The 18,902-nt window shown below is 32.3% G+C and carries 17 protein-coding genes and 1 tRNA gene; 10 read left to right on the top strand and 8 right to left on the bottom strand.

What is annotated here, in order from left to right:
- Positions 1–31: 31 nt before the first annotated feature.
- Both ACN5J3_RS09125 and ACN5J3_RS09120 read left to right on the top strand, forming a co-directional pair.
- A complete protein-coding gene (locus ACN5J3_RS09125) occupies positions 32–1,585 on the top strand; it encodes a M28 family peptidase (RefSeq protein ID WP_418511535.1) in 1,554 nt (517 codons plus the stop codon).
- A gap of 88 nt (positions 1,586–1,673) precedes the next feature.
- Positions 1,674–2,384 carry a class I SAM-dependent methyltransferase gene (locus ACN5J3_RS09120; protein ID WP_418511534.1) on the top strand — a complete coding sequence of 237 codons (711 nt, stop codon included), beginning with the start codon at positions 1,674–1,676 and terminating at the stop codon, positions 2,382–2,384.
- Positions 2,385–2,443: 59 nt separating this feature from the next.
- On the opposite strand, the gene ACN5J3_RS09115 is transcribed toward ACN5J3_RS09120, so the two are convergent.
- The 5 genes from ACN5J3_RS09115 to ACN5J3_RS09095 form a co-directional block, all read right to left on the bottom strand.
- Positions 2,444–2,519: transfer RNA gene (locus ACN5J3_RS09115), tRNA-His, on the bottom strand.
- A 60-nt stretch (positions 2,520–2,579) separates the two neighbouring features.
- Complete coding sequence (gene bshB1, locus ACN5J3_RS09110; protein WP_418511533.1) at positions 2,580–3,296, bottom strand: bacillithiol biosynthesis deacetylase BshB1; 717 nt, start codon at positions 3,294–3,296, stop codon at positions 2,580–2,582.
- 65 nt (positions 3,297–3,361) lie between these two features.
- Positions 3,362–4,246, bottom strand: coding sequence for a 23S rRNA (adenine(1618)-N(6))-methyltransferase RlmF (gene rlmF, locus ACN5J3_RS09105; RefSeq protein ID WP_418511532.1), 885 nt, complete (start codon positions 4,244–4,246; stop codon positions 3,362–3,364).
- A gap of 58 nt (positions 4,247–4,304) precedes the next feature.
- Positions 4,305–5,459: a trans-sulfuration enzyme family protein gene (locus tag ACN5J3_RS09100; RefSeq protein WP_418511531.1), complete on the bottom strand. Its 1,155-nt coding sequence runs from the start codon at positions 5,457–5,459 to the stop codon at positions 4,305–4,307.
- 40 nt (positions 5,460–5,499) lie between these two features.
- Positions 5,500–6,906: an MATE family efflux transporter gene (locus tag ACN5J3_RS09095; protein ID WP_418511530.1), complete on the bottom strand. Its 1,407-nt coding sequence runs from the start codon at positions 6,904–6,906 to the stop codon at positions 5,500–5,502.
- A gap of 233 nt (positions 6,907–7,139) precedes the next feature.
- Here ACN5J3_RS09095 and ACN5J3_RS09090 point away from each other — a divergent pair, with 233 nt between their 5' ends.
- On the top strand, positions 7,140–7,511 hold the full coding sequence (locus ACN5J3_RS09090; RefSeq protein ID WP_344730059.1) for a hypothetical protein: 372 nt from the start codon (positions 7,140–7,142) through the stop codon (positions 7,509–7,511).
- Between the two features lie 3 nt (positions 7,512–7,514).
- Here the strand turns inward: ACN5J3_RS09090 and mscL are convergent, their stop codons facing one another.
- From mscL to ACN5J3_RS09075, 3 genes are all read right to left on the bottom strand, one after another.
- Positions 7,515–7,961: a large conductance mechanosensitive channel protein MscL gene (mscL, locus tag ACN5J3_RS09085; protein WP_417290139.1), complete on the bottom strand. Its 447-nt coding sequence runs from the start codon at positions 7,959–7,961 to the stop codon at positions 7,515–7,517.
- Between the two features lie 30 nt (positions 7,962–7,991).
- Positions 7,992–11,186 (bottom strand): cytochrome c biogenesis protein CcsA, encoded by a 3,195-nt coding sequence (gene ccsA, locus ACN5J3_RS09080; RefSeq protein WP_418511529.1) that lies wholly within the window; start codon positions 11,184–11,186, stop codon positions 7,992–7,994.
- Between the two features lie 71 nt (positions 11,187–11,257).
- Entirely contained in the window at positions 11,258–11,671 is a 414-nt protein-coding gene (locus ACN5J3_RS09075) for a group III truncated hemoglobin (RefSeq protein WP_418511559.1), read from the bottom strand.
- 62 nt (positions 11,672–11,733) lie between these two features.
- Here ACN5J3_RS09075 and ACN5J3_RS09070 point away from each other — a divergent pair, with 62 nt between their 5' ends.
- From ACN5J3_RS09070 to ACN5J3_RS09040, 7 genes are all read left to right on the top strand, one after another.
- Positions 11,734–12,492 (top strand): Rossmann-like and DUF2520 domain-containing protein, encoded by a 759-nt coding sequence (locus ACN5J3_RS09070; RefSeq protein ID WP_417290137.1) that lies wholly within the window; start codon positions 11,734–11,736, stop codon positions 12,490–12,492.
- A complete protein-coding gene (locus ACN5J3_RS09065) occupies positions 12,482–13,012 on the top strand; it encodes a KdsC family phosphatase (protein WP_418509758.1) in 531 nt (176 codons plus the stop codon). The genes ACN5J3_RS09070 and ACN5J3_RS09065 overlap by 11 nt, the downstream gene beginning before the upstream one ends.
- A gap of 34 nt (positions 13,013–13,046) precedes the next feature.
- Positions 13,047–13,961 (top strand): geranylgeranylglycerol-phosphate geranylgeranyltransferase, encoded by a 915-nt coding sequence (locus ACN5J3_RS09060; protein ID WP_418511528.1) that lies wholly within the window; start codon positions 13,047–13,049, stop codon positions 13,959–13,961.
- Positions 13,961–14,548: a Maf-like protein gene (locus ACN5J3_RS09055; protein WP_417290135.1), complete on the top strand. Its 588-nt coding sequence runs from the start codon at positions 13,961–13,963 to the stop codon at positions 14,546–14,548. The genes ACN5J3_RS09060 and ACN5J3_RS09055 overlap by 1 nt, the downstream gene beginning before the upstream one ends.
- 55 nt (positions 14,549–14,603) lie before the next feature.
- Positions 14,604–15,134, top strand: coding sequence for a mechanosensitive ion channel domain-containing protein (locus ACN5J3_RS09050; RefSeq protein WP_418511527.1), 531 nt, complete (start codon positions 14,604–14,606; stop codon positions 15,132–15,134).
- A gap of 37 nt (positions 15,135–15,171) precedes the next feature.
- Positions 15,172–16,239 (top strand): magnesium/cobalt transporter CorA, encoded by a 1,068-nt coding sequence (gene corA / locus ACN5J3_RS09045; RefSeq protein WP_417290133.1) that lies wholly within the window; start codon positions 15,172–15,174, stop codon positions 16,237–16,239.
- 78 nt (positions 16,240–16,317) lie between these two features.
- Positions 16,318–18,828: a PIG-L family deacetylase gene (locus ACN5J3_RS09040; protein ID WP_418511526.1), complete on the top strand. Its 2,511-nt coding sequence runs from the start codon at positions 16,318–16,320 to the stop codon at positions 18,826–18,828.
- Positions 18,829–18,902 lie beyond the last annotated feature (74 nt).

The following is an 18,902-nucleotide window of genomic DNA, read 5'->3' as shown; positions in this document are numbered from 1 at the left end:
AATACATTTCAATTTTCAACAACTACAAACAATGAAAAACACTTACCTTATATTAAGTACTGCGTTATTAATGTTTGGTTGTGGGTCAACTCAAGAAAAGCCAGCAAAAACTAAAGATGCTGCTACTGCAAACCCAACAACTTATGCAAACACTATTACATCTGCAGAATTAAAAGACCTACTCTACACATATGCTTCAGATGAATTTGCGGGTAGAGAAACAGGAGAACCAGGGCAAAAAATGGCTGTAAACTATCTTAAAGATCAGTATGTAGCATTAAATATTCCTTCTGCGCTTCCAGACAACAACTATTTTCAAGAAGTACCATTAGAAGTATTAGATATACCTAATGTAGCACTCTCTTTTAATGGAGAAGCTTTTAATATTACAGACGATTTCTTATCAGTATCTACAAGTAATGATGTAAGCATTAATGCTAATGAAGTTATATTTGCAGACTTCGGGATTGAAGACGATAAATACTCTAGCTACAAAGATATTGACGTAAAAGGAAAAGTTGTTTTAATCAAAGCTGGCGAACCAAAAAACCCTGATGGTACTTATGTTATAAGCGGTACTAGCGAAACATCTAAATGGTCTAATTTCAGACAAGCTTTTGCTTCAAAAAGAGATGTTGCTATAGAAAAAGGAGCTGCTGCCGTACTTTTCTATTACCCAGAAATTTATTCAATGGCTAAATTACGTTTTGGTGCTTCAAGATCTAGAATGTCTCTAAATGATGATGCTGAAAACATGTTATACTTTTTAATAGACAAAAAATTAGCCTCATCGATTTTAAGCGATATAGAAACCAACGAAAAAGCTACGACAATAAAGAAACCTATAAGCATTGCCTATAAAAAAGTAGCTAAAGAGTTTACTTCAGAAAACGTTGCTGCTTTTATAAAAGGTAGCGAAAAACCAGATGAAATTATTGTTATATCTGCTCATTTAGATCACGAGGGTATAAAAAATGGTGAAATATACAATGGTGCTGATGATGATGGTTCTGGAACTGTTGCTGTTTTAGAAATTGCTGAAGCATTTAAAACAGCTATGAAAGATGGTTATGCGCCAAAACGCTCTATTTTATTCTTACATGTTACCGGTGAAGAAAAAGGACTATTAGGTTCTAAATATTACACAGATACAGACCCTATTTTTCCTCTAGAAAACACTATTGCTGATTTAAATATAGACATGATTGGTAGAGTTGATCCTAAACATGAGGATGACAGAAACTACCTTTACTTAATAGGAAGTGATAAATTAAGTACAGAACTTCACAATATTTCTGAAGAAGTAAACAACAAGTACACTAAAATTAATTTTGACTACACCTATAATGATGATAATGATCCAAACCGTTTTTATTACAGATCTGATCATTATAATTTTGCAAAAAACAATATTCCTGTAATATTCTATTTTAATGGTACTCATGCAGATTACCACAAACCATCTGACACTCCTGATAAAATAGAATACGATTTGTTAGAAAATAGAACGCGTCTTATTTTTTACACAGCTTGGGAACTTGCTAATAGAAGCAATAAAATTACAGTTGACAAAAAGCCTGAATAAACTTTTTGATTTACATTATATAAAAAAGCTTTCCTTACAATGGAAAGCTTTTTTATTTTATTAAGTTTACACCTTATTATTAGCAATTATGGCGTACGCTGAATATACTAGAAACAACAAATCTCTAATAAAAAGATTTTCTCATCAAAAACGATTTGATGTCGCTATTAAGCTTATAGATTTAAAAGCAAATCAATCTTTATTAGATTTTGGAACAGGTGACGGCTATTTATTAAAATGTCTTAACGATGCTCATAAAAATGTAAAACTGTATGGTTATGATCCTTTAGATTTTATGTTTGAAGAATTAAAAACAACCATTAAAGAGAATAGCCTCAAAAACATCTCTATAACATCAAACTTATCTACGTTGAACTCTCTAGAGTTTGACATAGTAAGCTGCCAAGAAGTATTAGAACACTTCTCTATCAAAAATCAGAAAAAACATCTACAGGAGCTTAAAAAACGAACTAAAGACTCTGGAAAGATTGTTATATCTGTTCCACTAGAAATAGGTTTTTCTGGATTAACAAAAAATATAATCCGATTTTGTATTGGTCAAAATAAAGAAGGTGCAACCTTAAAGAATATTTTTAAATCTTTTTTGGGATTAAAAATTCCTCGACAAGAAGAAGGATACATTGGCACTCATATAGGCTTTAATCATAAAAATTTAGAAGCCTTATTTGATGATGCTGGATTAAAAGTTATAAAAAAAGAATACTCACCTTTTAAGTTTCTTTATGGATTGATGAATTCTCAAGTTTTTTACGTTTTAAAAAAACAAAACATAAACTAATAACCTCTTAAATTTTAAACACAAAAAAAGCTCCACATTTCTGTGAAGCTTTGTCTTTTGGGTGGAAGATCGGTCTCGAACCGACGACCTCCTGAACCACAATCAGGCGCTCTAACCAACTGAGCTACAACCACCATTTTAATTAGGACTGCAAATGTAAATCATTTCCTTTTTTCTACAAAACCTTTTTTCAATTTATTTTATATCAAATAAGCTATTCACTGACACATAGCGCTCTACGGTAAACCCTTCTGCATACTCAACACCTACTAACCTACCTAAATCTCTAGCTCTGTAATTAATACTATCAGTAAAGTTTTTGCTAGATATTGGTGTTTGTGGTCCTTTCTCATCAGGATTGTAAAACTGTGTTTTATAAGCCATTACAGCCTTCATTTTTACATCAATAAATTCTGAAATATCTACCACAAAATCTGGTTCTATATGTTTCCATTGTATATAATGATAAACATGCTTTGGTCTCCATGGCTCTTGAAGTTTTTTGTCTTCACTTGTTTCTATTTTTATAAGCCCACTTAAAAAACAAGCATTACTTACAAGTTTACTGCCTTTTCCATGATCTATATGCCTATCATCAATAGCATTACAAAGCACTATTTCTGGTTGATATTTTCTTATCATTTTTATTATAGCAAGCTGATGCTCTTTATCATTAACAAAAAACCCGTCAGCAAACCCTAAATTCTCTCGTACAGATACTCCTAAAATTTTTGCTGCGTTTTCTGCTTCTTCCTTTCTAGTCTCTGCTGTTCCTCTAGTTCCTAATTCTCCTCTTGTAAGGTCTATAATACCAACTTTTTTTCCATTGGCTATTTCTTTTGCAATAGTTGCTCCACAGCCTAATTCTACATCATCTGGGTGCGCTCCTATTGCTAGTATATCTAATTTCATGTGATTATTTTTCTCTTTCTTAATTGTTTTATTCTATGGCAAATTACAAAATATCACGTATTCTGTTATCCGCTCCAACTGTTTTGCTCTGCTCGGGTTAAAAATGTCCAAGCAACTACTCTTGCTATTTTATTTCCTAGTGATATATCTAAAACTTTAATTTTATTGGCATTTAGTTTTTTCAATGATGTTTTCATTGATTTTATATGTTCTTTCTGTGACACCAAAGTTGTAAACCAGAAACAATTGTTTTTATAAAGCGAACTTTGGTATAAATAGTTATGTAAAAATGCCTTTTCGCCTCCTGGATACCACAATTCATTCGAGTTACCACTAAAGTTTCTTGTCACTTCCTTTTCTAATTTCCCTAATCCTTTCAACTTTCTTTTTGTTGCTTGATTGGCTTCATTTTCAGATTTATAAAATGGAGGATTGCACATTGAAACTGAAAATAAATCTTCTGGCTGTATTATACCATTAAAAACATGAGACGCGTCTTTTTGAAAGCGTAATGAAATGCATGAGTTAAGTTTATTTTTATCAATGATAATTTGGGCATTCTTTAATGACGTTTTATCTACATCTGTGGCTGTAAAATTCCATTGATATTTTGAATACCCTAATAATGGATAAATGCAGGTAGCACCTGTTCCTATATCTAAAACGTGTATATTCTTCTTTATATTAGAATCAAGCAATAAATCTGAAATAGCATCAATATACATCAAACGTCCTGGTATTGGCGGGCATAAATTTGTATCAGGAAAATCCCAATATTTAATATTAAAATTTGATAATAGTAGCGCTCTATTGAGTGCTTTTACGGCTTTTGGGTTAGCAAAATCAATAGTTAAATGATTTTGTTTATTATCAAAAACAAAAGGCTCTAAATCAGGAAAAGCCTGACAAAGCTCCTTGAAATCGTATTGAGACGAACGTTTACTATTCAATTTAGAATCGATGAAAGTTATTTTTTTAAATTTCTATTTAATCTTTTGAAAGCATTTGCTAACTATTAATAGACTGTATAGCTTGTTCTATATCTAGCATTAAATCGCGTTTTGACTCGATACCAACAGAAAAACGAATCAAATTGTTTGTTATTCCTAAAGCATCTCTTTGCTCTTGCGTTAATAAGGCATGTGAAGTACTGTAAGGCAGCAGCATTGTACTTTCAACACCAGCTAAACTCATAGAGGGTTTTATAAGCTTTAATGCACTTAAAAACTCATTAGCATTCAAACTATCTATTAATTCAAAAGAAAGCATTCCTCCAAAACCTTTCATTTGAGATTTGGCTAATACATGTTGCGGATGATTTTTTAACCCAGGATAGTATACTTTTTTTACAGCATCATGATCTTGAAGAAACTTTGCTAACTTTTTTGCATTCCTGTTTTGTGCTTTAACACGTAATCCTAAAGTTTTTATACTACGTTCTAGCATCCAAACAGTAAAGTCACTCAAGCTACCTCCTAAATTTTTTCCTACATTCCATATAGTTTCCATATGCTGATTAGAACTAGCAACTGCTCCTGCTAAAATATCACTATGACCGCCTAAATATTTGGTTGCAGAATGCATTACAATATCAATCCCTAAGTCTATAGGATTTTGATTTACAGGGCTTGCAAACGTGTTATCTATAGTAGATATAATATTGTTAGATTTAGCCAAATTAGCAACCGCTTTAATATCTGTTATTGTTAATAACGGATTAGAAGGCGTCTCAACATGTATCACTTTAGTATTAGGCCTAATAGCCGCACTAAAATCAGACACGTTATAACCATTTGTGAACGTAAACTCAATACCATGCTTTGGGAATTCTTCTCTAATAAAATTTACTGTTCCGCCATATAGTGTATTTTGAACCACTATATGATCTCCTGCTTTTAATAAAGCAAAAAATACCGTGCTAATAGCTGCCATTCCTGATGCAAAAATCATCGCTGCTTCGGCATGTTCTAAAGCTGCTATTTTTTTTGATAAATAAGCTTGATTTGGTGTATTAAAATAGCGAGGATAACGCTTTACATCAACATTTTCAAAAGCATAAGAAGTAGACATATATATTGGAGACACAGCACCTTTAAATTGCTCATCTTTAATTTCTCCTATATGTGTGCAAATGGTATTTAAGCCTAATTTTTCTTCTGACATACAATAAAAGTTTGTGATGCCTAAAATTACAAATAATCTATCAGACTTTAACCTGTTTCCATTTACCTTTTTTAAACCAAATAATTCCAATAATAGCTATTAAAATTTCGGCAATAGTTATGGATGAAAACACGCCAATAGGTCCGAAATCTAATGCTATCGCTGTTAAATATGCAAATGGCAATTGAAACAACCAAAAACAAAAAAAGTTAATATATGTAGGTGTTTTAGTATCACCAGCTCCATTAAACGACTGAATAACCACCATACCGTAGGCATAAAATATGTAACCCGCTGCTAGAATTCGCAAACATAAACTTCCATACTTTACAACATCTGGTTGTGTATTAAAGAGCATAATAATTTGTGTTGCAAAAACTAAATAAATTAATGACACGAACCCCATAAAATATGCTGTATATCGTCCTGTTTTCCATACAGACTGCTCTGCCCTATCTGGTTTTTGAGCTCCAAGATTTTGGCCAACAAGTGTTGCTGCTGCATTACTCATTCCCCAGGCAGGCATTAACGTAAACATCATAACTCGAATGGCTATTGTGTAACCTGCTAAAACTTCACTACCAAACTCACTCATAATACGCATTAAGAAAACCCAACTAGATGTTCCTATTAAAAATTGTCCAATTCCACCAAGAGAAACCTTTATTAAATTGAGCATAACGTGCACCTTTAGCACAATATCTTTAAGACCTACTTTTATTTTACTATAACCATAAAACAAAATAACTAATTGGAATAACACCGCAGTACCTCTACCAATTGTTGTGGCTATAGCAGCACCTTTTACACCCATTTCTGGAATTGGCCCAAAACCAAAAATAAACATAGGATCCAGAATGATATTTAAACCATTAGAGAGTATCAAGGTCCACATAGCTACAGATGCATTTCCTGCTCCTCTAAATATGGCATTAATGAGAAATAGTAACATAATGGTTACATTGCCACCAAGCAACACCTGTGTGTATCCATAACCTTCTGCTATAAGCTCTGGTTCAGCACCCATAAGTCCTAAAATCTCTTTTGGATACAACAAACCAACAATACTTATAATAACAGCTACCAAAACACCTAACATGATAACTTGAACAGCAGCCTGAGATGCGTTTTTCAAATCTTTTTCGCCTACGCGTCTAGCTACAATGGCTGTCGCTGCCATACTTAAACCTATAGCTACGGCATAAACCAAAGTAATTACAGATTCTGTTAGTCCAATAGTAGCTACCGCATTCACACTGACTTTTGATACATACACAATGTCTACTAAAGCAAAAATTGATTCCATAAGCATCTCTAGAATCATAGGTATAGACAACATAAAAACAGCACGACGAATGCTTACAGAAGTAAAATCTTGTTCTTTGCCAGTAACGGCTATTTTAAAATAGGTAATAAATTGTTTGAAAGATATTTTATTTGATTGCATAACTGTAGTATTAACATATATAGAAAAGCTAAACGATATATTCGTTCAACATAATAATTGCTGAAAGGTATCAGCTGGTCTTTTAAAAAAAATATTATACAATCATAATAGGTCAAATATCAATCTTTTTTTTAGAAAATCAAAAAAAAGACAAAAGAACCCAAAAAGCTATATTACAACACATTACAATTTTAAAATTTGAAAAATCAATATTTTTTTGTATATTTAAGGTTATGATAGCACAAGACAAAATAGAGAATAGCGTTTTTTTAAAAGAATCTTTAACGTATTTAGAAAATTTAGGCTTTGATAATATTAAAGCTGATTTAGATGGTTACGAAACTCCAAAATCGTATATGAAAAAAGGTAGTGATGTTACTATTACTCCTGATATTGTTGCTGAAAAAGCAGGCAGAAAACACTACTTTGAGATTAGCTTAAAATCTGAAGAGCCTAAACTATTAAAATCAAAATGGCGTTTTTTAGATGTTTTAACAAGAATGAAAGACCATAAGTTTAAAATCATAACGCGTCGCGGTCATTACAAGTTTACGCAAGACATGCTTGATGATTTAAACATGGATAAAAGCCCTATAAAACTCTAGATATTACTCTTTATCTTTTAAAATTTTATTTTGCTCCTCAATTAAGTCTGTTAATTGGGTTAATAACTCTATGTCTTTAGGTGTAGACACTGATTTATCTTTTGTATCATGAGACTTGTCCCGAAGGCGGTTTAAAAACTTAACAACCACAAAAATAGTAAAGCCTATAATTAAAAAATCTAGTAATGCTTCAGCAAAAGCACCATATCCAACTGCTACTTCATCTGTAATAATCTCTCCTGTTTTAGACTCAATAACAGCATCTTTAAGAATAATACGTTTATCTTGAAAATTTATACCATTGGTCATTAATGATAAAGGCGGTAATAGTATTTTTTTTACCAATACATCAATAACTTTATTAAACGATGCGCCTATAATAACACCAATGGCCATATCCATCATGTTACCCTTTACTGCAAACTCTTTAAATTCTTTAAATAGTTTCATACAAACAAATGTCAAGCTAAAAAAGTAGGACTACTTCTTATAAAACTTAATGTATTTTTTATATGCAAAAAATGCAATAATAGTAATGATTGCTACAGCAATACCTATGATGTTAAAACTAGCTATTTGCTGTCCTGATTGATATGAGTGTAATCCTGATAAATAAAAGTTTACTCCAAAATATGTAAAAATAATACTTGCTATAGCGATTACAGATGCTAAATTATACGCGAATTTACCTCTTAAACCAGGAACTAATCTCATGTGAATTACAAAGGCATAAATCATAATACTAATTAAAGCCCATGTTTCTTTTGGATCCCAGCCCCAATAACGTCCCCAACTTTCGTTAGCCCACATACCTCCTAAAAAGTTTCCTATGGTAAGCATAACCAACCCTACTGTTAGAGCCATTTCATTAATTATGGTTAACTCGTTAATATTAACAAGCATTTTTTGTTTGTTGTCTTTATTTGTAAAAATCATTAAAAATAAAGCTGTCAAACCTAAAACCATACCTAAAGTAAAAGGTCCATAACTAGCTACAATTACAGCAACATGAATCATTAACCAGTAACTATCTAATACTGGCTGAAGGTTTGCAATAGCAGGATCCATCCAACTCCAGTGCGCAACCATTAATAGCATAGATGTTACAAAGGCTGTGGCTGCAAGTGTTAAATCACTTTTTCTACCAAATATCAATCCGAAAAACATAGTAGCCCAAGCCACATAAATCATAGACTCATAAGCATCACTCCATGGTGCATGACCTGAAATATACCAACGTGCTATAAGCCCTAATGTGTGCAACACAAAAAGAATTACTATAATAATTTTAAAAGCGTTTACTGTAATGTTGATAGGCTTGCTCTTATCTTTAAATATCTGAATAATCAGTAGAATAAAAAGCAATGATGAAGCATACATGTACCAACTAAATAGCTTCTTGAAAATATCATATTTGTTATATAAAATTTCAGTATCAACTTTTTTATCAGATAGCATAACACTACTGCCATACTTATGCTGTGTTTTTCTGAATGACTCTAAAAGCTCATCAGCTTTAGAAAAATCTCCTGATTTTTTTGCTTGATTTAATGTAAATAAATAAGCACTAAATCCGTTACTTACAAAGTTTCCATACAACGAATCATTAATCTGTTCTTTGTAGTTTTCCCTTTTGTATTCAATAGGAGCTATCCATTTATTATTATCATTATCTGGAACTGGAAAAATACGTAATGCATAACCTTCAATAGTGTTATAAAGCAAGTTAACACGCTGGTCAGTTTCCTTAAATTCCTTTTGAAATGCATTAGGTACTTGTGCTTTATAAGCATCTTCTAGATAAGGTGCTAATTTATAATCACCACGCTCGGTAAAAAAGTCAACTAAAGACGCATAATCTTGTTCTTTTGGAACACCTATTATACTTCTAATAGAATCATCTTTTTTATACTTTAAGTAAATGATTGGAGCGTTATACCATAACAAAGGACTTTCCTGTATTGATAAAAACACTTGATTGGCATCAAAATCTTCATAAGTATCATGCTTGGTTAACTTCCTAAGCATTTCAGAAGCAAAGGTATTTACAGGCATCATACGACCCCCAATATCTTGTATAACTAAACGTCCAAACTTATCTGCATGCGCCTTTGGAGTTATATTGGCTGCTAAAATAGAGTCTATTTGAGCTTTTGAAGGTTTAACGCTATGATCATGCCCATCGTTTGGAGCATGTCCTTGAGAGAACCCTTGCAACCCAATACATAAAAGTATTATTGTTGTCATCTTGGCTTTCTTTGCCTTTACTTTATCAAGCATACGTCTTAAGTTTCCAAAGCGAGAGCCTTTAACAAATAAAATAGCTAACATGCCGGCGTAAAGTAAAAAGTAACCTATATAAGTAATCCAAGTTCCCCAAAAATCATGATTTACAGAAAGTTTTGTTCCTTTTTCATCTGGATCAAAACCTGATTGAAAAAAACGATAACCTCTATGGTCTAAAATATGATTCATGTAAATATGATAATCAAAATCTCCTTCTTGAGCATCTAGCACAGTTACTTTACTTTCAAATGAAGAATAACTGCTTTCTGTTCCTGGATATTTATCTGCTATAAAATCATTTAGCTTAATACTAAAAGGTAGTTCTATAACTTTAGAACCATATTTCATTGCAATATCTAATCCGCCTATATGCTCTTGTTCAAAAGGGTTTCCATAACCTTGACCACCTAAAACTTTTATACGTTTTGTTTCGCCGCCTGTAGTGACTTTAAAAACCGCTCCCATTTCATCTCCCTTTAAAATCTGTGGTTTTTTCACAATATCAAAAACACCTTTCACCACAGGTTTTGGAAATACAACCTGCATATTTCCTATAATATATCGAGATCGAAGTTTTAACGGCTGAATGCTATCTTTTAGTAATTGACCTGTTTGACCAGTTGCCATAGTCATGTATTCGCCTTCAAACGGAGAGTCTATTGTTAACTCATCATCTTTGTAAGTAATATTTATCGCGCCATCAACTTGTTTGTTTAATGAAAACAAAACGTTATGAATACTTTGCACCTGACCTACTTTTAAAAAGTGATTGTGAGCTCCTGTATTTCCTGCTTCAACCAGTTTAAGGTATTCTTCTCCGGTTTCATCAGGAACAACATCTTTTTCTGCTCCTGCAATAAACTTCTCAAGCTCAATAGTTACTGGCTGATTATTGTAAGTAACAGTTTTACTAAAACTATTGTTTAATCTTGGAGAAAAATCTACTTCCCATTCTAAAGGTAATCTTTGCGGAACTCCGTCAATTTCATAATCACCATCAATATACGTTGTTATGTATGTTTTATGAGATAGCATAGCACTTTCAGTTTCGCCTTCACGAATTGCCATCATACCTTCAAAACCTATATACCTTGTAATTCCTGCTCCTAATAGTATTAGTATAAATGCTAAATGCAGAATTAGCGACGGCCACTTTTCAAATTTATGTAAGCGGTATCTAAAAATATTTCCTATAAAATTTATGACAAACAAAACCATAATTGCCTCAAACCACCAAGCATTATATATAAGCGTTCTAGTAAGTGGTGTTGGTGATGTGTTTTCTCCGGCATCTAGGAATGTTCCTGTTGCCATAGCTGCGGCAAAGACAATAAATAAAACAGCTGTTAATCGAGTTGAAAATAGAATTTTGGCGAGTTTATTTTGCATAATGATGAGACTCTAAAATTGGGTCGTGCAAATTTAAGGTATTTAGTTCACTTCCGTATGTTAAAATGTACTTAACTTTTTGGTGTTGTTTGCCTAGCTTGAAAAATATTTAAATACAAAAACGTTCCCATTTTTCTGGCGCGACGTTTAGCATTTTCAGCAACATCACCAACAAAAAGCTCATCTATAGTTTGTAACCACAAATTGAGCCATATACCAAAATGCAACTCGCTTATGGTATTATTATTTTCTTTATCAACCTTAACATGCACTTCTAGCGGATTACCTTTATACTTTTTTTCTAGTTTTCGAGTCATAAACAAGCTTGTTTCCCAAAAAGTTGTTAAATGTTCTATGTGCGAATCCCAATCTGTAATTACGCGATTAAAAAAAGGACCTAAAACATCATCTTTTCTAACTTTTTTATAAAAAGTTGAAACTAATTTATGAACATCTGCCCTAGTATCTATATCGGTTTTAGTCATCATGTTTACAAAGATAAGCCTTGTTGCTTTTATATCATGCAATACTTACTTATTTTAGCGCTATGATTTCAGTAAATATTCTTGGCGCTGGTAATGTAGCCACTCACCTTTTTAAAGCGTTTCAAAAATCAGAACACATTTCTGTAAACCAATGGTATAACAGAGATATTTCAAAAATATCAACCTACAAAAATGAGGTTTCTACCATAGATAATATTTCGCAACTAGAAGAAGCAGATATCTATATAATTGCTGTAAGTGATGATGCTATATCAAAATTGTCTCAATCTCTCACAAACAAAAATCAACTTGTTGTTCATACTTCTGGTAGTGTGAGTGTTTATGATTTAGATAAAACATTGCGTCGTGGTGTTTTTTACCCGTTACAAACGTTTTCTAAAACGGCTTCTGTTGATTTTTCTAATGTGCCTTTTTGCATTGAAACAATTGATAAACAAGATTTAGAGTTATTAAAAAATCTTGCAGATTCAATAGGGAGTCAATGGTATAAAATTAGCACTGAGCAAAGGCAAACATTACATCTATCGGCTGTATTTGTAAATAATTTCACAAATCAACTATACCGAATTGCTCACGAAATTAGTGACATACAAAATATTAATTTTGATATTCTAAAACCATTAATTCTTGAAACTGCAAACAAAGTTCAGCACATGTCGCCATACATGGCACAAACAGGTCCTGCGATGCGTAATGACAAGAAAACCATAAAAAAACATTTAAAGTCGTTAGAAAACGAACAACATAAAGCCATTTATAAACTGCTAACCGAATCAATAAAAAAAACACATGGAAGATAAAAGCTACAAAGAATATTTAGAACATATTACAACCTTCATTTTTGATGTTGATGGTGTTTTAACAGACGGCACAATTCAACTTACAACATCTGGAGAAATGTACAGAACCATGCATACCAAAGATGGATTTGCTATGAAAACAGCTCTTAATACAGGGTTTAATATGTGCATAATTTCTGGCGGATCTAATGAAGGTGTTCGCGCTAGACTTGAAGGTCTTGGAGTTAAAGACGTTTATCTTGGCGCACATAATAAAATAGACCAACTTAACGACTATTTAAAAAACAACAATATAAAATTAGAAAACGTTTTATACATGGGTGATGATATTCCTGATTTCCCTGTTATGAAGTTGGTAGGATTACCTTGTTGCCCACAAGATGCTGTTCCTGAAATAAAAGGTATTTCTAAATATGTTTCTCATAAAAATGGTGGAAAAGGCGCTGTTAGAGACGTTATAGAGCAAGTACTCAAAGTACAAGGCAAATGGGATGGAAATTTTAGTGCTAAATACGATTAAATAAACTTATACAACAACTAACAAACTACAACCGTTGAATTTTCTTAACCTTATTCGCTGGAAAAATCTCTTAATGATTGCATTGGTGCAATTTTTAATTAAATACGCCCTTTTTGAACCATTTGGAGTCACCATTACATTAAACCTTTTTGGTTTTTCATTATTAGTAATTGCAACCATCTGTATTGCAGCAGCAGGTAATATTATCAATGATATTTATGATGTTGAAACTGATATGGTAAACAAACCTAAAAGTGTTATTGTAGGTAAATCTATTTCAGAGAAAACTGCTTACAACCTATTTATAGCCTTTAATGTTATAGGAGTCGTACTTGGTTTTTACTTGTCAAACCTAGTCGGTAAAAATGGCTTTTTTGCAATATTTGTTATTATTTCGGCATTGCTATATATCTATGCGTCTTATTTAAAACAAATGTTACTTGTTGGCAATGTTGTAATTTCAGCATTAGTCGCTGTAAGTATTCTTATTGTTGGTTTATTTGAGCTATTACCTGTATTGTCTAGCGCAAACCAAAACACGCAACTTACATTTTTTAAAATACTTTTAGATTATGCCATTTTTGCATTCATAATAAATTTACTTCGTGAAATTGTAAAAGATATTGAAGATATTGATGGTGATCATAAAGCTGGAATGAATACTCTTCCTATTGCTATGGGCAGAGATAGAGCATCAAAAATAGCGGCAATATTATCCTTAATACCATTGGTAGCTGTTTCTTATTATGTGGTTACTTTTTTATATAAACAACAATTGGTTGTGGCTTATTTTTTAATGTTTGTTATTGCTCCATTACTGTATGTTACAATCAAGTTATTTACTGCAAAAAATAAAAAAGACTTTCACCATATTAGTAACATTCTTAAAATAGTAATGTTATTAGGAATGCTTTCTTTATTATTATATAAATACGTACTTTTAAGCTAATGCTAAACGACAAATTACAGAATCACAACCTAATACTTGCCTCTGGTTCTCCTAGAAGGCAACAATTTTTTAAGGATTTAGGACTGGATTTTGAAATTCGTTTAAAAAACACAAAAGAGGAATATCCTGATAGATTACATCATTTTGAGATAAGCGACTATTTAGCACAACTTAAAGCTTTACCTTTTAAAGAAGAGCTGACAGACAGTGATATTTTAATTACAAGTGATACCATAGTATGGCATGACAACAAAGCTTTAGGAAAACCTAAAGACCAAACAGATGCTTTTGAGATGATAAAATCTATGAGCAATAAAACACACGAAGTCATAACATCGGTTTGTTTTACTACTAAAACACTTCAAAAAACTGTTAACGCTATTACTAAAGTCACATTTAAAACACTTACTGACAGCGAAATAAACTATTACATAAACACCTGTAAACCTTTTGATAAAGCTGGTGCTTACGGCATTCAAGAATGGATAGGTCAAATAGGAATAACAAAAATTGAAGGCTCCTATTTTAATGTTGTTGGCCTACCAACCCATCTTGTTTATGGTACGCTAAATAGTTTTGTGGAATAGTATTTTTCTTTCATTTTCTATAGTATCTTTGTAAGACATTAATGAGATTTTTCCCATGCTTGTAGAAACTTATAAAACAGAACTTATTCAATCTATCATACTGTTTGCTATACTCTATATTATAAGGTTTATAGCAGCATTGGCCATAAAAAAAATAGGACGAAAAAGTGGCATTAATGATGCTAGAATTCACCTTATAATTCGTTATGCAAGCGTAACACTTATACTCATTGGTCTTTTGGTTGTTGCGGTTATTTTTGGAACCGAAATGAAAGATCTCACTCTAGTATTCTCTTCAGTTTTTGCTGTAATAGGAATAGGGTTATTCGCTATATGGTCTATATTAAGCAATATTACTTCGGGGATTATTATGTTTTTTAGCTTCCCTTATAAAGTGGGTGACAAAGTACAAATTCATGATAAAGATTTCCCAGTTGAAGCTATTATTGAAGATATTAGAGCATTTCAATTACACTTACGTCTAGATAACGGCGATTTAGTAACTTACCCTAACAACCTTATTCTACAAAAACCTGTAACCCTTATTGAAAAAGATGCTATAGATGATGGCCATGATGCTATATAAATATTACTTATCTTTATAAGACTATTCGTTACAATTCATGGCAAAAAAAAGAACAGCAAAGTACAAAAAGCATATAGGAAAAGCTCCTGGAACACTGGTTTACACAGGAGAAAAAACATCTCAAAAACTATTCATTGAATCTTTTGATTTTAATCCTGATAGTTATAACGAACTAGAGCTAAAAGATGTAGAAGAAGCGTTTAAATTTAAGTCTTCCGATACTATAACATGGATTAATCTTAATGGTTTAAACCATATTGATGACATTGAAAAAATAGGAACTCACTATGATTTGCACCCTTTAATTCTTGAGGATATTGTAAACACTTCGCAGCGTCCTAAAATTGACGAATATGATGATTACATTTTTCTTTCGCTAAAAATGTTACATTATGACACTGATGAAAACGTCATTATAGAACAAGTAAGCTTTGTATTATGTGAAAACTCTGTTCTTTCATTTCAAGAAGCTGAAGGTGATGTTTTTGAAAATGTCAGAGAGCGCATAAGAGAAGGAAAAGGTCGTATTAGAACCTCTGGATCAGATTACTTACTATACGCATTAATAGATGCTATTGTAGATCATTACTATATTGTTGGTGAAACTTTAGGTAATAAAATTGAAGACCTTGAAGACATTCTATTCAGTGGTCAAGTAGATGAATCAATAAGTCATCAAGTATTACGATTAAAGAAAGAGCTATTAAAAGTAAGACGCGCTATTTTTCCTTTACGTGAAATAATAAATCGCATAGAAAAAAGCGAACATAACCTTATTCATAAAAAAAACATTCAGTTTTATAGAGATGTATATGATCACATCATTCAATTATCTGACTCCATAGATATATACCGAGAAATGATTTGGAGTTTAATGGATATGTATATGACTACCATAAGTAATCGTATGAATGAAGTTATGAAAGTATTAACCATAATCGCTACTATATTTATACCGCTTACATTTATTGCTGGTATTTATGGAATGAATTTTGACCACATGCCTGAACTGCATTTCAAAAATGCCTACTACATTGTTTGGGGTATTATGATTTTGATTTTCCTAGGAATGCTATACTACTTTAGAAAGAAAAAGTGGTTATAAACCTAAAGTTAAAGAAACATTAAAACCAGCCCTTTCGCTGGTTTTCTTTTTATATTTATTGCTTCAAAAAAAACAGCCATGCATAAACTATTACTAGCTCTATTCTTTACTAGTTTTTCTTTACATTTTATAAACGCCCAACAACCTCAAAAACCAACAGCATCAGAAATTCATCAAAACATAAAAAAACTTAACTTTTTAGGTTCAGTTTTATATCTAGCGGCACATCCTGATGATGAAAACACACGCCTTATTTCGTATATGGCCAATCATGTTCATGCAAGAACAGCCTATCTTTCTTTAACACGTGGAGATGGTGGTCAAAATTTAATTGGCCCTGAAATTCGTGAACTTTTGGGGGTTATCAGAACCCAAGAATTACTAACAGCTAGAGCAATAGATGGTGGCGAACAACGTTTTACACGCGCTAACGATTTTGGATATTCAAAACATCCTGACGAAACGCTTGCCATATGGAACAAAGACCAAGTTTTAAGTGATGTTGTTTTAGCCATTCGTCAGTTTAAGCCAGACATTATCATAAACCGTTTTGATCATAGAAGCCCAGGAACAACACATGGACATCACACAACATCTGCCATGTTGAGCGTTGAGGCTTTTGATATCACAAATGACTCATCAAAATTTCCAGAACAATTACAAACAACTTCTGTTTGGCAACCAAAACGTCTATTTTTTAATACGTCATGGTGGTTTTACGGTAGTCAAGAAAAATTTGATAAAGCTGATAAAAGTAATTTACTAGCTGTTGATATAGGCACTTACTACCCTACTATAGGTTTAAGCAACACAGAAATTGCTTCATTAAGTAGAAGTCAGCATAAATCTCAAGGTTTTGGTAACACAGGAACTCGTGGCACACAACAAGAATATGTAGAATTACTAAAAGGAGATATGCCTGCTGATAAAACAAATATTTTTGATGGCATAAACACAACTTGGAGCCGTGTAAAAGGCGGACAAGCTATTGGTGATATTTTATATCAAGTAGAAGAAAGTTTTGATTTCACAAATCCTTCTGCGTCAATTCCTGAATTGATGAAAGCCTATAAGCTTATACAAAGTCTAGAAGACAATCACTGGAAGACTTTAAAATCTGAAGAAATAAAAAATATTATAGCCGCTTGCTCCGGACTTTACCTAGAAGCTGTTGCTGAAACAAATCATGCCACACCTGGAGAAACCATCAATCTGAATATTGAAGCTATAAATAGAAGTCCAATTGCTATGACTTTAAAACAATACAACACTGGTATTGTAGCAGTTTCAAAAAATATGACGTTAGGTAACAATATCAATTTAGCATTTCAAGAAACCTTAAAAATAAGTAACTCACAAAACGTTACCACACCTTATTGGCTCACCGAAAAAGGGTCATTAGGCATGTATCGTGTAGAAAACCCTGCGTTAATTGGAAAACCTGAAACTCCAAGAATTTTTAATGTCACTTTTGATTTAATTATAGAAAATACACCTGTAAGCTTTACAAAGCCCATTGTTTACAAAACCAATGATCCTGTAAAAGGCGAAGTTTACAAACCATTTGAAATTATTCCTGAAGCATCAGCAAAAATTACCGAGAAAGTTATCATTTTTGAAAACAACAATTCAAAAGACATTCCTGTTGTTGTAAAAGCTGGACGCGATAACTTACAAGGAACTGTTACATTAGCTTATCCTAACGAATGGAAAATTTCTCCTAAAAATCAAGACATTCATATTACTAATAAAGGAGAAACTCAAACTGTAATATTTACAGTAACACCTCCAAAAAACCAGAACGAAGGCCTTATCAGTCCAATTGTAACGGTTAATGGAAAATCTTACACAAAAGAGCTTATTGATATAGATTATGATCATATTCCGTTTCAAACAGTGCTTTTACCAAGCGAAAGCAAAATAGTAAGACTAGACATAAAAAAAATGGGACAAAACATTGGTTACATAGAAGGTGCTGGAGATGTTGTTCCTGAAAGTTTACAGCAAATTGGCTACAATGTAACTACCATTGCGCCAGAAAATATTTCACCTGAAACATTAAGCCATTTTGATGCGATTGTTGTTGGTATTAGAGCTTACAATACTGTTGAAACATTAAAATTTAAACAACAAATTTTATTTGATTATATAAAAAATGGTGGTACAATGGTTGTACAATACAACACGAGTCACCGTTTAAAAACCGAACAATTAGCTCCTTACGATTTAGAACTTTCTCGAGATCGTGTTACAGATGAGTTTGCTGATGTGAAATTTTTAAACCCTAAACATCCTGTTTTAAACTATCCTAATAAAATAACAGAAACAGATTTTGAAGGTTGGACACAAGAGCGCGGTCTTTATTTTCCTCATAAATGGGACAAAGCCTTTACTCCTATTCTATCTATGCATGACAAAGGTGAATCTGCTAAAAAAGGGAGTTTATTAGTCGCTCAATATGGAAACGGATATTACATTTACACAGGGTTAAGTTTCTTTAGAGAATTTCCTGCAGGTGTTTCAGGTGCATATCGTCTATTCGCAAACATGCTTTCTATAGGAAAAACAACACAACCTTTAAACGATTAATATGTCTGACAATAAATCTTCTAAACAACCTTGGCTAAAATTATATTCACTTGTATTGATAGCTAATTTGGTTT

Origin of the sequence: Corallibacter sp. (genome assembly GCF_048381695.1) — a bacterium.
Taxonomy (GTDB): domain Bacteria; phylum Bacteroidota; class Bacteroidia; order Flavobacteriales; family Flavobacteriaceae; genus Corallibacter; species Corallibacter vietnamensis.
This window is presented reverse-complemented; position numbering and strand designations above follow the sequence as displayed.

Excerpts from the sequence above, each read along its gene's own strand:
- ACN5J3_RS09125 (WP_418511535.1), top strand. The coding sequence starts at position 32 with ATGAAAAACACTTACCTTATATTAAGTACTGCGTTATTAATGTTTGGT.
- ACN5J3_RS09120 (WP_418511534.1), top strand. The coding sequence starts at position 1,674 with ATGGCGTACGCTGAATATACTAGAAACAACAAATCTCTAATAAAAAGA.
- bshB1 (WP_418511533.1), bottom strand. The coding sequence starts at position 3,296 with ATGAAATTAGATATACTAGCAATAGGAGCGCACCCAGATGATGTAGAA.
- ACN5J3_RS09100 (WP_418511531.1), bottom strand. The coding sequence starts at position 5,459 with ATGTCAGAAGAAAAATTAGGCTTAAATACCATTTGCACACATATAGGA.
- ACN5J3_RS09095 (WP_418511530.1), bottom strand. The coding sequence starts at position 6,906 with ATGCAATCAAATAAAATATCTTTCAAACAATTTATTACCTATTTTAAA.
- ACN5J3_RS09090 (WP_344730059.1), top strand. The coding sequence starts at position 7,140 with ATGATAGCACAAGACAAAATAGAGAATAGCGTTTTTTTAAAAGAATCT.
- mscL (WP_417290139.1), bottom strand. The coding sequence starts at position 7,961 with ATGAAACTATTTAAAGAATTTAAAGAGTTTGCAGTAAAGGGTAACATG.
- ccsA (WP_418511529.1), bottom strand. The coding sequence starts at position 11,186 with ATGCAAAATAAACTCGCCAAAATTCTATTTTCAACTCGATTAACAGCT.
- ACN5J3_RS09075 (WP_418511559.1), bottom strand. The coding sequence starts at position 11,671 with ATGACTAAAACCGATATAGATACTAGGGCAGATGTTCATAAATTAGTT.
- ACN5J3_RS09070 (WP_417290137.1), top strand. The coding sequence starts at position 11,734 with ATGATTTCAGTAAATATTCTTGGCGCTGGTAATGTAGCCACTCACCTT.
- ACN5J3_RS09065 (WP_418509758.1), top strand. The coding sequence starts at position 12,482 with ATGGAAGATAAAAGCTACAAAGAATATTTAGAACATATTACAACCTTC.
- ACN5J3_RS09055 (WP_417290135.1), top strand. The coding sequence starts at position 13,961 with ATGCTAAACGACAAATTACAGAATCACAACCTAATACTTGCCTCTGGT.
- ACN5J3_RS09050 (WP_418511527.1), top strand. The coding sequence starts at position 14,604 with ATGCTTGTAGAAACTTATAAAACAGAACTTATTCAATCTATCATACTG.
- corA (WP_417290133.1), top strand. The coding sequence starts at position 15,172 with ATGGCAAAAAAAAGAACAGCAAAGTACAAAAAGCATATAGGAAAAGCT.
- ACN5J3_RS09040 (WP_418511526.1), top strand. The coding sequence starts at position 16,318 with ATGCATAAACTATTACTAGCTCTATTCTTTACTAGTTTTTCTTTACAT.